Source organism: Corynebacterium mustelae (assembly GCF_001020985.1).
Lineage (GTDB): Bacteria > Actinomycetota > Actinomycetes > Mycobacteriales > Mycobacteriaceae > Corynebacterium > Corynebacterium mustelae.
In genome coordinates this window covers 258071-274615 of record NZ_CP011542.1, presented here as the reverse complement: position 1 = coordinate 274615, position 16545 = coordinate 258071, and the positions used below count along the sequence as shown (strand labels likewise).

Sequence of the window (16545 nt, the reverse complement as noted above, 5' to 3'; positions counted from 1 at the left end):
AGTGATCGACATCGGAATTTTGGGGGCGTTTATCGGCGGCATATTGGCGCTGCTAAGCCCCTGCTCGGCGTTATTATTGCCAGCGTTTTTCGCCTACGCGTTTTCTACTGCCACCCAACTTATTGCCCGCACCACAGTGTTTTTCCTTGGCCTAGCTTCTGTTCTAGTTCCCATTGGAGTTGGTGCCGGGATAGTAGGCAGTTTCTTCACCACGTATCGCGATACCCTGATCACCGCTGGCGGAGTTGTTGTTATCATCCTCGGTGCCATCGTGTTCTTCGGCGGCGGGTTTCGGATCGGCCCCACCATGGCACCGGCTGGCACTTCACGTGGTTCCACGTTTCTGCTCGGCGCGTTATATGGGTTCTCAGGTTTTTGCACCGGGCCGCTTCTAGGGGCGGTGCTTACCACCGCTGTGGTGGGTGGTGGTTCGATCACCGCTGCTGGTGGCAACAGTAGCGAAAACCTAATCGCCGCCTCCGCATACGGCGCACTGATCCTGGCGGCTTATGGTTTGGGTATGACCGTGCCGCTTTTCGGGTTGGCATTGGTCTGGGATAAGTGGAATGTTTCACAGTGGCGGCCGCTGCGCGGTTCGACCCAGCAATTCGGCCCGCTTAGATTGCACACCACGTCAATGCTTTCTGGTGGACTCATGATCCTGGTGGGTGCGTTATTTCTATTTTTCCGGGGCGGTACTACGCTGCCGTCGGTTATTAGCGTCGACAGTCACGCACGTATCCAAGAGTGGGTGCTCGTGACGTTCGGGCCGGTAAGCGACGTAGTGGTTGCTATCTTCATTGGGCTTGCCATTGCTGGGGGTTTGGTAGCGCATATTCTTCGTAACTCTTCTGCTGGCGCAACCGATAGTTTCGACAGCAAATAGACCACCTGTGGTGTTGGCCTTGAGGTTCTTCTTTCAAGGGTGGTCTTTTGTAGTATCGCTATCAACTGACTTTAACCATCTGTGAAAGACCGTGCCCTCATGAACCTCCGCTTTACCCGTTTTACCCATACCCTTGCCCAGTTAAAAGATTTTATTCCTGGGGTGCTACGCGCTGGGATCGTTTCCCACGAAGGAGGGCTCAAGGCAGTAGCCGCCACCGCGCCGATTTTGGCACGGTACCGCTTTGCCACCGCACGGGAGGTGGAGCAAGGATATTATGCTTGCCCGGAACGCACCGCGCTTATCGACGACAACGGGGCACTCACCTACCGCGAGTTACGTAATAATTCCCGGATTATCGCCAGCTATTTGCGGCAATTGGAACCAGAAAACCTCCATCTGGGAATCATGGCACGTAACGGCCGGGGCATCATCTACCCCATGGCAGCAAAAGGCTTTGCGGGCGGCACGGTGTACTTGCTTAATATTGGTTCCTCTAAAGAACAACTCACCGCTTGTATACAACGCGATGGTGTTAATGTTTTAGTCATCGACGAGGAGTTCCTCCCCCGCATCGACACCGACCTGATCGACATTCCGATCATCATTGCCCATCGGGAGTCCGAGGCTAGCGCCCAATACCAAAGCCTTGATGATATTCTGCAAACCCATATTCCAGGTTCACTACCAGTGTTCCCGAAGCATGGTCCTATTGTTACCATGAGTTCAGGGACCACCGGGGTGCCCAAAGGCGTCATGCGCCCCGAGCCGCTCATGCCAACCGTCCTTGCTGGCATCCTCAATAAGGTACCGTGGCGTGCCGGAATGAAAGTACAAGTCACCGCATCCATGTTCCATGCGTGGGGCTGGGCGTGTTTCAATATCACCTTTGGTATGCGGGGCACGATCGTTACCCGTAGGCTTTTCGACGCCGAAGCGGTCCTGCGGGATATTGCTGAGCACAAACTTGATGGCATGCTGTCCTCGCCGATCTTCCTTAAACAGATAGTCAACGTCAAGGACAACGAGAAATACGACTGTTCCAGCTTGAAATTCATTTTCTCCTCCGGCAATGCGCTGTCGCCGTGGCTAGTCGAAGCAGTGCACGAACGCTTCGGCAAAATCCTGTGCAACCTTTACGGCTCCACCGAAATCTCCGCTGTTGCTGTGGCAAGCATTGAGGACATCAACGCCCACAGCGCCACCGCTGGCCCAGTATGCACCGGCACCGATTTAGTCATTCTTGATGATAACGATCTCCCCTGCCCAACCGGCACTCCGGGCAGAATTTTCTGCTACAACACCGTGACCCTGTCTGGTTATACCGATCCGAAAATCCCGGTACGTCGCTATGGGCACATGGTACAAATTGGGGATCGCGGTTACCTCGATAGCGACGGATACCTCTATGTCCTTGGACGTGCCGACGACATGATTATCGTTGGTGGCGAAAACGTGTATCCGCGTAGTGTGGAGGAAGTCTTGGAGGAAATGCCCGGCATCGCCGACATGTACGCTGGCGGGGTAGATGACCCCGATACCTTCAAACGCATCGCGGTATGGATCGTCCGAAGCGAGGATGCCGCTGGTAAATCCGTTACTGCGGAAAGCATCAAACAGTGGGTAGCTAACCATTTAGCGGAGCATTCGATTCCGCGTGACGTGCATTTTGTCGACTCGCTACCGCGCAACCCAACCGGGAAAGTGGTTCCCGCCCGGCTGGTACCGCCCCAAATCTAGCGTTTCCGACGGTAGGGAATGCTTGTCGACGTCGAAAAGCACTACCCCTACCACACCACCACATTAAACACTTAACCCTTTCTTACTATAGTCTTAATATTTAAGAACTCTGCTGCCACTTGAAAGGGTCTTCTAGTGCCAAGAAAACAATTCATCGCCGCCACACTCATGTCGGCCATCCTTATCACATCCACCCAACCCGCACAGGCGTACGGTCGGCTCTTCAACCCAACCGTCGAAGCCGATAGCACGTCAAATGTCTGCATATTCACCCTCGCAGACGACAAAATTGACTCACTCGGTAAACGAATCATCACCGATGCCCAAAAAGTAATCGCAGACATCATCGCCACCGGCACGCTGAGCGAAGCCGAACTACAAGAAAACGCCGCACTCCCCAGCTCCGGCTCCCCTGCCGTCCTAGACTGGGCCCACACCCACCTGCCCCACCGGCAGCCCACCGAAATTGCTGAAGGGCTTCGCGCACTTTATAACTACAGCAAGAGTGATCTATCCGAGATCGACTATTACTACAAATTCCTCGGCATCGAGCGAACCGGAAATCAAAAACTGAAGTTCACCAAAGCCGAGGCCAAAAAAGCACAAGGCGAATTTCAAACCGCGCTGAAATTCATCAACGCCGAGTTAGCGGCCATTCCCCCAACCAACCCGGCATACCCACTCATAGCGCACGAAAACACAGTGCAAACGGAATTATTCCGCTCCCTGTTGTCCGCTGTCGAAAACTGCATCGAAGGACGCAGCACCATCCCGAAAGCAAACACCCCCAGCAGCTCCGGTACTTCCACCAGCCCCAACGCTGGAATTATCGCTGGAATCGTCACCGCAGTAACGGCCTTTATCGCGGCAATCATCGCCTTCCTGCCACAGATACAGCAACTACTTACCCCACGTAGCAGCTAACCCCTAAGAAAACGGGGCCGGAAAAGTAAACCGGCCCCGTTCTTCTTAAGCTAGGCAGCATCCCTAAAGAACGCCACAGTGTGTGCAATGCCTTCTTCCAACGACACCTCCGGCCGCCACCCTAATTCCCGCTCAGCGCGCGCAAACGATAGTGCCGAACGCGGCAAGTCCCCCAACCGAGCGGGTGCGAAGTCCGGTTCATCAGGGACCCCCACCGCAGCTGCCACCAAACTATGCAACTGCCGATCAGAAGTCTCAACAGAGGTCCCGATGTTAAACCGCATACCGCCACCGATATCGCCAGCCGCCAAGTAAAACGCCCGCACCACATCGCCAACATACACATAATCCCGGGTATTCTCCCCCGCCCCAAACACTTTCGTCGGTGCTGCGCCTAACAACCGCTGGGCGAAGATCGCCACCACCCCAGCTTCGCCATGCGGATCCTGCCTCGGCCCATACACATTAGCGGGCGCGATATGCGAACACTCCACCCCATACAAATGCCTATACGTATTCAGATACACCTCACCCGATACCTTCGACGCAGCATAGGGCGAATGCGGATCAACCGGCACATCCTCGGTCACCGGGAACTGCTTCGGCTCACCATAAATAGAGCCGCCTGAGGAGGTAAACACAATCTTGCGCACACCATACTTTCGTGCGGCCTCAGCCAACCGAATCGTCGCCAGAATATTCGTATGCGCATCAAACAACGGATCAGTCACCGAATGGCGAACATCAATCTGCGCAGCCAAATGGAAAATAACTTCAGGCTGGGTGGACTTCACTATCTCATCAAGATCCGACTCCAATAAGTCCGCTTCAATGAACTCCACCGCACCGGTGCCCAGCGCAGCAGCAAGATTCTCCAACCGACCTCGGGAGAGATTATCCACCGCCACGACTGAATGTCCCTCAGCGACCAATAGATCAACCAAATGGGAACCAATAAAACCAGCACCGCCGGTAACTAAAGCTTTCATAATTTCAATGTACAAGCGCAATAGCAATAACCGCGCTGCCACACAGCAAGACTGCAAGGTTTTCGCAATAATTCGCTACGCCAACCACGATCCCTTAAGCACCGACCACATAGATACCTATAAAACACGCAACTTGAGCACACTCATCAGCACAGTAAGCATAAAACCCAACGCAATCGGAGCCGCGTCGAAAAGCACTAAGCAAATGTCCCAGATATGTCCATTAACAGCCGCACTAAAGTCAGAACATAACTTACAATCACTTCAGCACCCCCAATTAGGAGAAAAGATGAAGCTTAAAGTCGCGCTCGCACTAACACTCAGTCTCAGCCTCAGTCTGACCGCATGTAGCTCTGAGGAACCCAAAGATGCAACGGCAACCAGCAACACAGCCACAACCACAGCTAGCAACACCACAACCACCACATCGGCTTCCGAAACCACCTCAGCTGAAGAAACCCCGGAAGTGAAAGTCGCCTGCGAAGAATCCACTCCCGGCGCGTCCCCAGTGAAACTAACCGGTGCAACGATTAACGCCAGTGGCACCGACCAGCCAGAAGGAACGAAAACAATCACCTGGGAGTATTCCGGCGATGTTAGCACCGGAAGTACTTCATTCGGCGTGATAACCAAGCGTGCCGCCCGGATGTTAAAGTTCGACGCTGGCCAGTTAGTTTCTAATACCTACACACAATTCGGTGGCAATCCCGTGGAACTAGACTCCGACATTTCGCTTACCGAGAAGAAACAACAGGCGATCATTCCGGCCGAGGTCGCGGCAGATTTCGATGAAGGCTGGGTTGCCGACCTATCTATCGACGGGACGCGGGTAGGCACCTGCTACAGCGATAATTACTAACAGACGGTGGCTCTGAGACGGGGTTTGCGCATTCTGCGGTTGGCGCCCCTGTCTCTTAATTTTTAGTATCACTTCTTAGCTTCAACGCCCTGCTCTTGTCTCACATATTCTGCGAAGCCCGGCGCGGTGAAACTGAGCCGTCCGTAGCGAGGTGAATCAATAATCCCTTTATCAATCAACGATTTACGCGCCATGCTTAGCGTGGCCGTGTCCACACCCATTTTCTCCGCTAACGCTGCTCGGGGCACGTTGTCACCACCAAGTTCAGCCAATGCGGTAAGCAACTGGCCTTCCGCTTCGGTGACCTTTGACCAGCGAACTCGAAAGAACTGCGCGAGCTCCTCCCGGAACGGTTGTTGAGCACGCTCTGTATGTTCCAGGTGAAGTGTTGCACCTTGATCTGGAAACCGCGCTTCTTTCCACGTATAGTCACCAATCAACTGGAGAAAATACGGATAACCATTGGCCATTTCAAGCGCAAGTCCAAGGGCTAGTGGGTCCCACTCTACGTTCATCTCACGCGCTGGCTGAACAAGAGCTTGCAGCGAATCCGCTCTGGTCAAGTCTGTTAACCGCTCGTACTGGAACCGTTCACCGAAACTCACCGCATCTGTGACCACGTCTGGTGTGTGTCCCAAACCGGCCCCCACCACCATCATTGGCAGCTCTGGCGCTTCCGCTTGCAAATGTTGCCACGTATAGGCTAGCCCACGAATCCCCGCCAAATCCGCTGACTGCAATTCATCGATAAACAGAACTATGCCCGACCGTTTCTCCTGGATTGCAAGTTTTCCTGCCTTAATCAACGCAGCTTGGAGCACCCGCCCTACCTGCTCACCTTCCTGCCTGATAACCTCTGGAACCTTAACATGCACACCATGCACACTCAGTTCGAGACTTCGTAGCATCGCAGCAAACGCATCGATTGATCGCTGCTGCCAGTTGTGAACATTCGCAACTATTCCGCTAAGAACCTCATCGGCTAGTGCTCCATCACCTGCTGTGATCCACACCGACACGAAGCCAAGATCTTGGGCTTTCTGTTGCATATGGCGAAGTAACGATGTTTTCCCCACCCCTCGATGCCCCACATAAGCAACAATGCGACCTTCTAAACGGGAAGCCATTCGCATTTGCTGAAGCTTCAACTCAAATTCGGCAACGTAGCTGCTTCGACCGAATAAATGCCGCGCGATTACACCAGGAGTGTATGGACTCAATTGCATGGCCTCTAGCATATCCCACTTTATACCTCTTTATAACTAAATTCTAGTTATAAAGAGGTATAAAGCATCTTGCGCAAAGTATCTCCTCGTTCGGCGATCGCTACAACACCTCTTTAGGGTGCCTAAGGCCACAATAAACCCCGACCGTCCACCGGCTCAGCAGCGCCTTCACTGGCTAGCACCGACACGTTAGCATTATCGATGCGCCACCTGCCGCACTCCCGTAACATTGTTGCCAAACAATCACTACCCACGGCGTTTTTCGTTCCTCACCTCCGCGCCCCACTCCCCGATCAAAGGAAATCCCATGGGACTTACAATCCGCCCCAACCATCTCCCAACCCAAGCTGAGGCGGTTGCGCTGTACGACTCGGTGGGCTGGACGGCCTACACCAAAGACCCCGCGCAACTCATGCGGGCGCTGGCCGGTTCCCGCTTCGTCGTATGCGCATACCAAGACGACGAACTTGTCGGCCTAGCCCGCATCGTCGGCGATGGCGAAGTGATCGCATACCTCCAAGACATACTGGTCAAGCCCACCGCGCAACGCCACGGTGTCGGCACACAACTTTTTCAACACGCCTTCGCGCCGTTTATGCACTGTCGCCAACACGTTTTGCTTACCGACGACCACCCCTACCAGCGCGCATTCTACGAGGCTATGGGGTTCACTGAATCCCGGGATTTCACCGGTTTCGAGACGCGGGCGTTCATTCGGTTCAACGGGTAGCCGGTGAAAGGCCGCGACTGGCGACACCGTGCGCCTAGGATTTTTCGCTTTTCGACGACTCCACGGGCCGAAATCCGTTAAAAAATTTGTGCGTAAGGCTTGATGGTTGGGAGAGTACTTGAGATGACTTTCTGCGCTGGGAAACACATACTGCCATTCCGTCTCTGTTCCGTCTGCGTTCCGTGTAAGAAGCAACAACCTGCAACAACTTGCGAGTGCGGCTTGGTGAGAAAAACACCCGCTAAAAGCATGTTTTAGCAGGTGTTTTGGTGGAGCCGCCTAGGGGAATCGAACCCCTGACCTTTTCATTACGAGGCAAAACGTAATGAGCATCTACCAGGGAATTTGTTACGCTTGCTCGGTCTCCGCTCGGTCAAGAATTTACTCAGTCATTTCCAGTTCAAGTACACGCAATTGCACATAATCTAGCATTCGAACTAATGTGTCCAGGCTACAAAAACAAAAAGAACCCCTCATCCCCAACCTTGTAAAGCATGGCTGAGGATGAGGGGTCTAGTCAGAGTTTCACATCATCTGCAATCGCAGGTGGCGGAGGATGATTTTTCCGCACATGTGGATTATGCAGATGGACGTCCCGAATATGATTAACTGCCGCCCAATATCGATCCTGCGCATCATGAAACTTTTGCTCCAATTGCGCGTACAGTTGCCGCAGCTTATCAATTTCCGATCGTAGATCATCCATCATTTCCTTCTGGCGCTGCGAAAAATTATCCCACTCGGGACCTCGGCTAATATCTTTGTCCGACTTAGCTTTTTGTCGCGTTGCTAACCAGCTGGATGCAGCTGTGATTATCGCGATTAAAAGCCCATGGGGCGAGGTGAGGAAACTCATCAAATCACTCATGCGAAACCTCCAGACGCACATGACGGCGACTCCCTCGCCAAATCGACCACATTACTAAAGCCGAGATTCCCCAGTGGTTGATCGCGCTAGCCCACAAATTAACATGATCCAGCACGCTAGCAGCGGCGAAGGATAGCCCCCAAAGGACGTTCAATCCCACAATCAGACCAAAAGAAATCCGAGCAAATCTACTGGCTGGGCATGCCGCCGAAACCACATTCATAATGCCTATGGTTAGCCATGTCACCACCCATATTTCGTTATCGAGCCACATCTCAGCCGGGTGAATATATAGAGGCGTTGCCAAAGAAGAAACTCCCCTAGCAACCCCCATAAGACCAACGATCAGAAGTGCCGTCCCGTCCGTCATTGCAGCTGAGCGAACTCGATAAGCAGCAGGCTGAATCCTGCTAGGTAACTTATCGATAGGCATACGAGCCTCCCTAGTTAGTGGTCTCCAGATCATAGACCGGCAACTCAGGTTCACGCTCCGCCCCTAATTGCGTCCACGAAGCAGACTCTTTCGGCGCCAACGCAGATGCGATCTGATCACCGAGTTGTTCTACATTTGCCTGAACCGCCTCCGCAGCGGCAACCACTTCATTTACTGCAGCGTTTGCCGCTACAGTGGCCGCAGTCTGCACCGCAGCATCAGCTGGTTGATCCGACAATATTGATGTTTTCTTCGCCGCAATTCCCGAAATGATCATAAGGATCAGTGGGGTGATAAAACCCTCAACATTCGAAAGCGCGCTCTCCACGGTTTCTGCAGAAACCAAGCCCACACCAACGAGAATCGCACCGATGACAAGGCCTGCGCCGTAGATCATCTTGCGGATCACCCACGGTTGCAACCAATTCTGAGACTTCATTTTACTTCCCTTCCTTCTTTAGATTTTTAACTTCATCTGTCAGATGAGCAATGTCTTTCCGCAGCGCTGATACAGCATCAACGAGGGTAAGAAACTGACCCTTCGCGTTCTGTCCAAGCTGCAGCCACCCCTTCAGCTCCGGGCCCCGTAACTGCGCGCGAATGTCTTTTACAATGTCGAGAATCTCTCGAGTAATACCTAGCATTATGTTTTCCTCTCGTGGTTTCTCTCCGGTAAACAACGCCCGGAGTTGATCAACATTCCCTTTGAATGCATTGATATCTACGCTTCGACCTGCCACCGAAGCATTTGAACCAAACTGCCAGATAATCGGCAATTGGTTACCCAACGGGTACGACCACTGTGCATGGTTGTCACCGGGGTAAATTACACGTGGTGCGCCATACGGATTACGCCCATATGCAGCAACCCAAAACGCCCCAAACTCGTGTGAATCCGGCTCACCTCCAGCAATCCGGCCTTCCCACCACGGGACATATGAATAGCAACCGATTACGCGAATACCAGCATCTTCAAACAACCGCTTAGCTTCGCGAATATGGTCAGGATGGAGTCCTGCATCAGTCTCACAATCCAGCCACATCGGCAATCTGTGATGCTCACCCATAACCGCAAGAGACGCATCCACCTGCTGACGAATCGTTGTGCCCTCCGAGGGATTACGCAGATAGTGATACGCCGCCAGTACCAAACCAGCCCCTCGCCCATCATCAACGTGACTGCGATACGTTCGATCTTTGTATGTCCCATCCGTAGTACGGACGATGGCAAACTGTATCCCTTCCTCAGCAGCCCGCGTTAACGGCATACCATCCTGGTGTTCAGATATATCAACGCCAAAAATCGTTCCACCCTTAGGTTCAGTCGTAGGCGGAGCGCCATCTGGCCAAGGAGCACCCCTCAGGATTGTCATGGGATCCAGCCGGTTTGGCCCCGGAGGTGACCACACATAGCGGTGAAATTCCAGATGTAGATGAGGATCCACACCACCGTTTGTAGCCTTATTGGGATCGATGTGCGCTATACGCTGACCCGCTTCAACACGCTGGCCTACACGCACCTCAGGCACAACATGCCCATAGACGCTTAGACCCCCACCCACCTCAGCAGGATGATCGACGCATACCCATCGACCAAAACCGGATGCTGGACCAGCATTCGTCACAGTGCCTGCGCGTATCGCAAAGACAGGTTCGCCACCACAACCACCTGGGCGACCAAAATCAGTACCGTAATGAATCGTGCCCCAGCGTGGGCCGAAGCTACTCGTAACCTCAAAACCACGCTTTACCGGCATAACAGTTGACACATTTTCCTCCTTTCAATAACAAAACCCCAGCGCAACTGCCGGGGTTAAAACTTTCTTGATGCTTGTTTTACTCGGTGTGCTCCGAGGGCTCTTCTGCCGCAGCGGGCTCGATCTGCACCCATAGATCAGACGCACCAGGTACCTCGTGATTGAGGTGTGGATATACGGATTTCCACAAACGCCCATCGTGTTGGATGATGTCACCAGAGTGGTAACACTGGTGCAGATGAGTCCGCCCGCCTTGCACCGGGTTTTGCCATTCGGGTGCGTCCTCCACATCCCGTGGCGGGGTTTTCAGCGCGTCGGGCATTTCGAGTTTCCCATCCTCCTGCAGCTGTTTAATAGCCGCCGCCTCAGCTTCTGGTGCATATCGATCATGGTTTAGGCGCGCCTCGTGATACGGGAACAGCCAGTTGAGAAGCTCGGTGAGTTCTTTTGTTGACAGTTTCTCAATGTTTGTTTTGATTGTGTCCAGCTCCATGGTTTTCCTTCCTACGCTGGGTTGTCTGCTAGATACGTAAAAGTTGTGGAAATTTTCGCCCCGCTCCGGCTACCCCGAGCAATCACTGATCCTCCCGAAGTAACCTCTACATGCGCTGGGTAGGTCGTGTTATATGTATCCACTGCCGCAAAAATACGATTAACTGATCCATTGGGGTAATGAGGGTTTGGTATGGATGCGATGTTTCCATCTGCTGCATCTTTAATGACGACTTCCACTACACGCCCAGACCGGGTGACCGTCATCTTTCCCGACTGTTTAACGTTGGTAACGGCCACATTAACCGGTTCCTGATCCGCTTTTCCATCCACGTATCCTCTAGTAGCAGCATGATTAGCCCTTGTGGGGGTAGGGATTTCAATTGTTCCGGGGATAGTGACCACTTCAGATGATGTGCCAAGCATGATCTGATTAGCGGCTGTCGTGGTCGCATAATAACCGACAGCAACGGATCGGTTATGAATAGCTCTAGCATTACATCCCAACGCCGTGGCATATGAATCTTTGGCTTCAGCTAGAGTTCCTACAGCCATTGATTTACTATGAGTCGCTTTAGCCGAAGCTCCCACCGCCATAGACGACGCCCCTGATGCTGCAGCTGTGTCACCAACAGCCACTGTATAACCATTCACTGTCGATGCTCGCACGCCAACAGCAACAGACACCGGAGATGATGCTGCAGCACCATAGCCTAAAACCACTTTGTCCATCGGGAAAGTGATTTCAGAAAAATTATGCCTATGCGCAGTGTCAGCTTTACCGCCAGCAATCCGATCTACATAGCCCCTACTAGCCGCATGAAACTCACTCGTTGGATTTGAGTCAACAAGGATTTTTCCCTGCGCATTCCGCTTAACTATCGCGCTTGGTGTTATGTTCTCTGAAGCTTCAGACTTTTGCACAAAATTCTCGGTATTCATTGCAGAACCAGCAGGTCCCGCAGGACCTCTAGCCCCCTGTGGTAACACGAGATTCAACGTATACGAACCGTTCCCGCCCGTTAGACTCGCGCCCGCTGACGACGCGGAGGTCACCGAGCCAATACGAATAGTAGGAGCCGGACCCGGTGGTCCCTGCTCACCACGAGAACCCGGCGCGCCATTGTTTCCTGGTGCACCTTGCGGCCCTGGTGGGCCTTGTTCGCCTCGATCGCCTTTCGCGCCAGGTCGCCCGGGTGGTCCTTGAGGTGGAACCATTGATGCATGAGCTGCGGCCAGCCGCTCATAGCGTTGAGATTCTTGCTCGCTTCGTCTAGCAGCTGCGGCGGCATCGCGGACGCCATCGAATTCCACAGTTATCTGGTCTATGTATCCTTGTGCTCGGGTGAGGATTTCATTGACGGCAGTGGTTTTCTCCTCGACTCGGGCAGCTGCTGCGGCCGCCTTCTCGGCGCGGATCGCTGACTTTTGTACAGCTGAAATTTCGGCTGGTGTGTATGTCAGTGTTGCACCGATTAGCTGTGAGAAATCTGCATCGCTGGCATCCGGGACGGTTACGTCGAACGGACCGCCGTCTACGATGTTCCGGCAGCGCAGTTCCACTCTCAGCGGCCCCGGCTCGACGACGATGGATGCGTAGCCGTTTACGAGATATAGCCGGATCGGCGCTGTATGAACCATCCGCAGATTAACAACAGACTGGCGGGTGCGTGGTGGCCACAAGACAACATAGTCGCCAGGCTCTGATTTCCCCGTGATATCGGCTAGCCGGAAGTGAAGATTAACCAACTTTTACTCCTTGATTGGTGTCGATGGACCGTATAAACGGTTTTCCGATTGTGCTTCGGAGTACTCATAAAAATGCAGCGCGCCGTATGTAGGTTTCAGCGGTATCCGTTGCGGCGGAATCATTTCATAGGCGTTATATGTTTTCCCGTCCTCACCAGTGACGACACTGTTGCAGAAAGCATGTGTGCGCAACCTTATAAAAGGCTCGCCTGCGGGTGACTTGCCCATGTGACGAGTCAGGCTTGTTTCAGTCACAGCAGTGTCCCACGTGTACCCCGTCAGTGTGCCTGGTTGTATTTCCCATTCTCGCTGCCGGTTTTGTACAACTCGGACGGCTCGACTTAGTGAGTACACATATAGCTGTACGACGGCCGACCGGCAGGAAATATGACCAGCGCCACGAGCGTTTTTAAATAACCGGCCGCTTGCATTAGCAATGTTGTTGCCAAATTCGTCAAGGGCGCCGTTTGTCATGGACACACGCACAAGCGCGAATCCTTTAAACATTCCCTTGTATGTGATGTACGGCCCGTCATTATCTTGGGTGAAGTCGATTTTGAAGTATGGCGTGTCATAAGTTTTCCACGCACCATCAACATACGCATCAAAGAAAAACATGCGGGGTTGCGTTAGCCGCATCATTTCCAGAATATCGAACGTTGTCCAGATCTGATCTTGTTGATTACGGGTGATCTCAGTTTGAGACTGCTGCCACCGCAGCGTTTGTTTCTGAAACTCCAGGTCGTGCGCTTGTGCTTTTTCCAGCGCCATAATCGAATTATTCTGGGCTTTATCAACGTCATATTGAGTGGGCACCATCGGGTTACATGTGATCTGTTTGATCTGCACAAATGGCGTTTGATCCCCATCTGTGAAATTAAGATCCAACCCAACGGCATACAGGCTCACCTTTTTCACCCCACGTTTAAACCGGACAGCAACTTCGGTGACATGCTTACCGATCACAAGTCCAGGGACGACGGCAAAACCTGCAACGTATCTATGTCCTTCTTCACCTGGGAACCGCGTAATAGGCGCTGCCGAATCGATAGCTGCGTGGCCGGTATCTGTAACCCACATCAAACCAAAAATGTTCAACTGACGTGCCGGATCCTCACCTGCATAGTGGCAGTCATACTCAATACGCACGCGGTAATCAATTTTGTCAGAGACCTCTACCAGCTTCCCCTTGATCGGATGGTGAGGACTCAGCTCGACCATCTTCGTTCGCGCCTCATATGCCACACCCCAATCAGGGTGAGTAACGCGCGTGAAGCCCTTAGCCCACTCCGGCTTGCCGTCAGCACCAGTCTGCATTAACTCAGCGTCGATATCTAACCGGGTGGATAACCCCTCCAATGCCTTCTCTGCAGCGGTTCGAGCTTCGGTAATCGCTGCCGCATTTTTGGTGTTGTCCCTGACGATATTGCCCATCGTCTCGGTAATCTGCGTTTGCTGCTGCTGGGTTTGCTGGACCTTTTCGTCCAACTGCCGCATGCGCTCCCCAGCGTGGGTAACCGAGTCACGGATGTCACCTAGAGGTTCTTGCACTGCCGATGCGATACCACGGATCTCTGACGACGCATACGAATTAAACGGGTTGGTAAAAACACCACGAATAGCGTTGCCAATATCAGCAAATATGGACCGAAAACGTTGCCACAACGACCCATTCGACGATAGCCAAGGTAATTCATGCTCAGCACGGATCCGCGACTTCAAAGAATCAACAGTCAAACCAGTATTAAAAGATTTGACTACATCTCTACCATGTACGATTTGGCTTTTCGCCTTATCGTTTTCAGCTCCCTCGCGGGGATCCTCACCACCTAGTAGCTCAAATTGGCTCATTCATGCACCTCCGCCCGATCACCATCAACCAGATCATTTGGATTCAACTCGTTAACCAACCGAGCTAGCAGCACTCGTTTTTCCTCATCAGTTAGATGACTTGTATCTGGCGCCGTAATCTCAGCTGGTAAAGGAGTATCAATCCCCACCCATTGACCAGCAGCACCCAACACCCAGTTGGTATCCAGAGGCGGAGGAACATACTTAATTTCCTGCAACTCCGGATTATGCCTGAATCCACACTCCCACATACGCCTACTCCATTTCCGTAATACCTGTGGCGGGAGCACCAACGGCGCATGCGCAGTAGGGCCTGCAAGACCAACTAACGCCCACAACGCATGCTCATCAGGATCATTCATATCGCAGTCTTGCTGCAATGGAATGTTTCCCATTTACACAACCCCCAAATCATGAATAGCGCCCATCGCATTACGAACGCGTCTAATAGTGTTTTCCAGCGGCGACTCTTGACTTTCTTTATCACCACAGATGATTTCCCACCCGCGGCTATCACGCGAGGTTACATACTTCAGCTCGGATACCTGCTCCACCACGATCTGGTCCTCGGGCAACCCGACGATCGTAGCCCCAATCCGGTCTCCTAAAAAGAAGTGCCCCTTACCGTTTTCGCCCACGAACCACGGAGCGCCATCGGCGATGACTAGCCGATGTGAGACTTTTTCGCGAGTATCCCAAAAAGCTTTCCGTAACGCGGTGATTGATGAGAACGTATATGCCTTATCCGCACCTTCCGAAAAAGTCTCATAATAATGAGACCATCCCAACTCCCGTGCACGTTGCTGAGACTTCCACGTGTTCCACGCCGCGATAGTATCTGCATAAATCGGCTGCAAAAGCGTATCAGCAATTGTGCCCGCAGTGGGTAAAAGAACCATCGTTCCCAACGCATTTCCAGCAAACTGGACTGCAGCCGATATCGCCTCATTCACCCCATACGCAGAATGCCCGCCACAGATTGCCTGCACCGTAGTCGCTGGAGCCCACGAAAAGCTACTGGACTCAATACCTGTAATCTTGCCTTCGCGATACACCACATATGGTGCACCCACCACTGTCGATAGAAAATTAGGTTTCGTATACTCCGCAACCTCACCCGGCGCGGCGGTGATCGCGTGAGTCGTATCGACCTTGCCGACGACTTCTTGGATTGTGCGCACGAGCCCGTGAAAAATGTTTCCACTTGTTGCCGTTCCGGTGGGTGTCCACCAGCCGGATTTATCGACGATGTCGAAGATTAGTGCTCCATGTCTGCATTTGTGGCCTTCCCAGGGGTCAGGATCGCCTTCTAGGTATCTGGTGCATGTGACCATGAGATGGGCATCAGCTAGTTTTGGGGCGGCCAGCTCATGGAACGTCTTCATCCTGGCGCTGATGACTGTCCATGGGCTGGTGTCATCGCCGAAAACCTTATCGGGTTTGACGAGCATCGACCATTGTTGCGGCTGGAATGCTTTTATCCATTGCCGTGCCTCCATAGGGTCGTCTGGGAATTTCCATGCCGTTCCGGTTAGACGCCACAGGTTCATCATGAGCGCGGTTTTGAGTACCCATATCGTTGGACCCATGAGGACATAGGCGCGGGGAAACTGTAGTACGTCGGGGAGGAACGGGTTCGGCCAGATGTAGACGTGCTTTAGTTCCTCGTAGTCATGGAGAACCTCCAGCTCGTAATACCGTTGCCCTGCGGGGGTCTTTGTGATCTTCGCTGTTTTGAGTCTGCCGGACCACCTGGCGCCGTCTTTGTCCATGGTGATATGGATGTTTTTCTTTTGGCGGTTGCGGTAGTCCATGATCCACTTGCCAGTGGGGTTATCTATGGGCAGGGTAACTATGCCGTGTCCGGTGTCGTTGAGTTTCCACTGGAATGACGACTCGATTGCATCGGTGATCGTCGCACGATAATTCCAGTCACCATCCCATATACGGATCAGTCCGGGGGTTAGGCGCTGGCGTTTTCGTTCGTCTCGCTGGCGTTGCCCTTGTTCCCAGATTTCTTGAGTGCGAGTTGTCATAGCGG

Annotated in this window: 16 protein-coding genes; 5 read left to right on the top strand and 11 right to left on the bottom strand. The window is 52.9% G+C overall.

The window, feature by feature from the left end:
- The first annotated feature begins 1 nt into the window (after position 1).
- The 3 genes from CMUST_RS01295 (at position 2) to CMUST_RS01285 (ending at position 3550) form a co-directional block, all read left to right on the top strand.
- The gene (locus CMUST_RS01295) at positions 2-886 is read left to right on the top strand and encodes a cytochrome c biogenesis CcdA family protein (RefSeq protein WP_047261001.1); all 885 of its coding nucleotides are present in this window, start codon (positions 2-4) and stop codon (positions 884-886) included.
- Positions 887-985: 99 nt separating this feature from the next.
- Positions 986-2626 (top strand): AMP-binding protein, encoded by a 1641-nt coding sequence (locus CMUST_RS01290; protein ID WP_047261000.1) that lies wholly within the window; start codon positions 986-988, stop codon positions 2624-2626.
- A gap of 135 nt (positions 2627-2761) precedes the next feature.
- Complete coding sequence (locus CMUST_RS01285) at positions 2762-3550, top strand: hypothetical protein (protein ID WP_047260999.1); 789 nt, start codon at positions 2762-2764, stop codon at positions 3548-3550.
- A 50-nt stretch (positions 3551-3600) separates the two neighbouring features.
- On the opposite strand, the gene CMUST_RS01280 is transcribed toward CMUST_RS01285, so the two are convergent.
- A complete protein-coding gene (locus tag CMUST_RS01280) occupies positions 3601-4539 on the bottom strand; it encodes a GDP-mannose 4,6-dehydratase (RefSeq protein WP_047263260.1) in 939 nt (312 codons plus the stop codon).
- 289 nt (positions 4540-4828) lie between these two features.
- On the opposite strand from CMUST_RS01280, the gene CMUST_RS01275 reads away from it, so the two are divergent.
- On the top strand, positions 4829-5398 hold the full coding sequence (locus CMUST_RS01275) for a hypothetical protein (protein WP_047260998.1): 570 nt from the start codon (positions 4829-4831) through the stop codon (positions 5396-5398).
- Positions 5399-5466: 68 nt separating this feature from the next.
- Here CMUST_RS01275 and CMUST_RS01270 read toward each other — a convergent pair whose 3' ends face one another.
- Positions 5467-6636, bottom strand: coding sequence for an AAA family ATPase (locus tag CMUST_RS01270; protein WP_047260997.1), 1170 nt, complete (start codon positions 6634-6636; stop codon positions 5467-5469).
- Between the two features lie 295 nt (positions 6637-6931).
- On the opposite strand from CMUST_RS01270, the gene CMUST_RS01265 reads away from it, so the two are divergent.
- Complete coding sequence (locus CMUST_RS01265; RefSeq protein ID WP_047260996.1) at positions 6932-7354, top strand: GNAT family N-acetyltransferase; 423 nt, start codon at positions 6932-6934, stop codon at positions 7352-7354.
- 517 nt (positions 7355-7871) lie between these two features.
- On the opposite strand, the gene CMUST_RS01260 is transcribed toward CMUST_RS01265, so the two are convergent.
- The 9 genes from CMUST_RS01260 to CMUST_RS01220 form a co-directional block, all read right to left on the bottom strand.
- Positions 7872-8222 (bottom strand): hypothetical protein, encoded by a 351-nt coding sequence (locus CMUST_RS01260; RefSeq protein WP_047260995.1) that lies wholly within the window; start codon positions 8220-8222, stop codon positions 7872-7874.
- Positions 8215-8655, bottom strand: a complete 441-nt coding sequence (locus tag CMUST_RS01255) for a hypothetical protein (RefSeq protein ID WP_047260994.1) — start codon at positions 8653-8655, stop codon at positions 8215-8217. The genes CMUST_RS01260 and CMUST_RS01255 overlap by 8 nt, the downstream gene beginning before the upstream one ends.
- Before the next feature lie 10 nt (positions 8656-8665).
- A complete protein-coding gene (locus tag CMUST_RS01250) occupies positions 8666-9094 on the bottom strand; it encodes a hypothetical protein (RefSeq protein WP_047260993.1) in 429 nt (142 codons plus the stop codon).
- 1 nt (position 9095) lies between these two features.
- Positions 9096-10424 carry a GH25 family lysozyme gene (locus tag CMUST_RS01245; RefSeq protein ID WP_236690137.1) on the bottom strand — a complete coding sequence of 443 codons (1329 nt, stop codon included), beginning with the start codon at positions 10422-10424 and terminating at the stop codon, positions 9096-9098.
- A 67-nt stretch (positions 10425-10491) separates the two neighbouring features.
- Positions 10492-10905 (bottom strand): hypothetical protein, encoded by a 414-nt coding sequence (locus CMUST_RS01240; protein WP_047260991.1) that lies wholly within the window; start codon positions 10903-10905, stop codon positions 10492-10494.
- Positions 10906-10916: 11 nt separating this feature from the next.
- Positions 10917-12653, bottom strand: coding sequence for a hypothetical protein (locus tag CMUST_RS01235; RefSeq protein ID WP_047260990.1), 1737 nt, complete (start codon positions 12651-12653; stop codon positions 10917-10919).
- 3 nt (positions 12654-12656) lie between these two features.
- Positions 12657-14504, bottom strand: coding sequence for a hypothetical protein (locus CMUST_RS01230; RefSeq protein ID WP_047260989.1), 1848 nt, complete (start codon positions 14502-14504; stop codon positions 12657-12659).
- Positions 14501-14899 (bottom strand): phage gene 29 protein family protein, encoded by a 399-nt coding sequence (locus tag CMUST_RS01225; protein ID WP_047260988.1) that lies wholly within the window; start codon positions 14897-14899, stop codon positions 14501-14503. The genes CMUST_RS01230 and CMUST_RS01225 overlap by 4 nt, the downstream gene beginning before the upstream one ends.
- Positions 14900-16540, bottom strand: a complete 1641-nt coding sequence (locus CMUST_RS01220; RefSeq protein WP_047260987.1) for a Gp37-like protein — start codon at positions 16538-16540, stop codon at positions 14900-14902.
- Between the last annotated feature and the right edge of the window lie 5 nt (positions 16541-16545).

Coding starts and splice junctions, on each gene's coding strand:
- CMUST_RS01290 (WP_047261000.1), top strand. CDS start 986: ATGAACCTCCGCTTTACCCGTTTTACCCATACCCTTGCCCAGTTAAAA.
- CMUST_RS01280 (WP_047263260.1), bottom strand. CDS start 4,539: ATGAAAGCTTTAGTTACCGGCGGTGCTGGTTTTATTGGTTCCCATTTG.
- CMUST_RS01275 (WP_047260998.1), top strand. CDS start 4,829: ATGAAGCTTAAAGTCGCGCTCGCACTAACACTCAGTCTCAGCCTCAGT.
- CMUST_RS01270 (WP_047260997.1), bottom strand. CDS start 6,636: ATGCTAGAGGCCATGCAATTGAGTCCATACACTCCTGGTGTAATCGCG.
- CMUST_RS01265 (WP_047260996.1), top strand. CDS start 6,932: ATGGGACTTACAATCCGCCCCAACCATCTCCCAACCCAAGCTGAGGCG.
- CMUST_RS01260 (WP_047260995.1), bottom strand. CDS start 8,222: ATGAGTGATTTGATGAGTTTCCTCACCTCGCCCCATGGGCTTTTAATC.
- CMUST_RS01255 (WP_047260994.1), bottom strand. CDS start 8,655: ATGCCTATCGATAAGTTACCTAGCAGGATTCAGCCTGCTGCTTATCGA.
- CMUST_RS01250 (WP_047260993.1), bottom strand. CDS start 9,094: ATGAAGTCTCAGAATTGGTTGCAACCGTGGGTGATCCGCAAGATGATC.
- CMUST_RS01240 (WP_047260991.1), bottom strand. CDS start 10,905: ATGGAGCTGGACACAATCAAAACAAACATTGAGAAACTGTCAACAAAA.
- CMUST_RS01230 (WP_047260989.1), bottom strand. CDS start 14,504: ATGAGCCAATTTGAGCTACTAGGTGGTGAGGATCCCCGCGAGGGAGCT.
- CMUST_RS01225 (WP_047260988.1), bottom strand. CDS start 14,899: ATGGGAAACATTCCATTGCAGCAAGACTGCGATATGAATGATCCTGAT.
- CMUST_RS01220 (WP_047260987.1), bottom strand. CDS start 16,540: ATGACAACTCGCACTCAAGAAATCTGGGAACAAGGGCAACGCCAGCGA.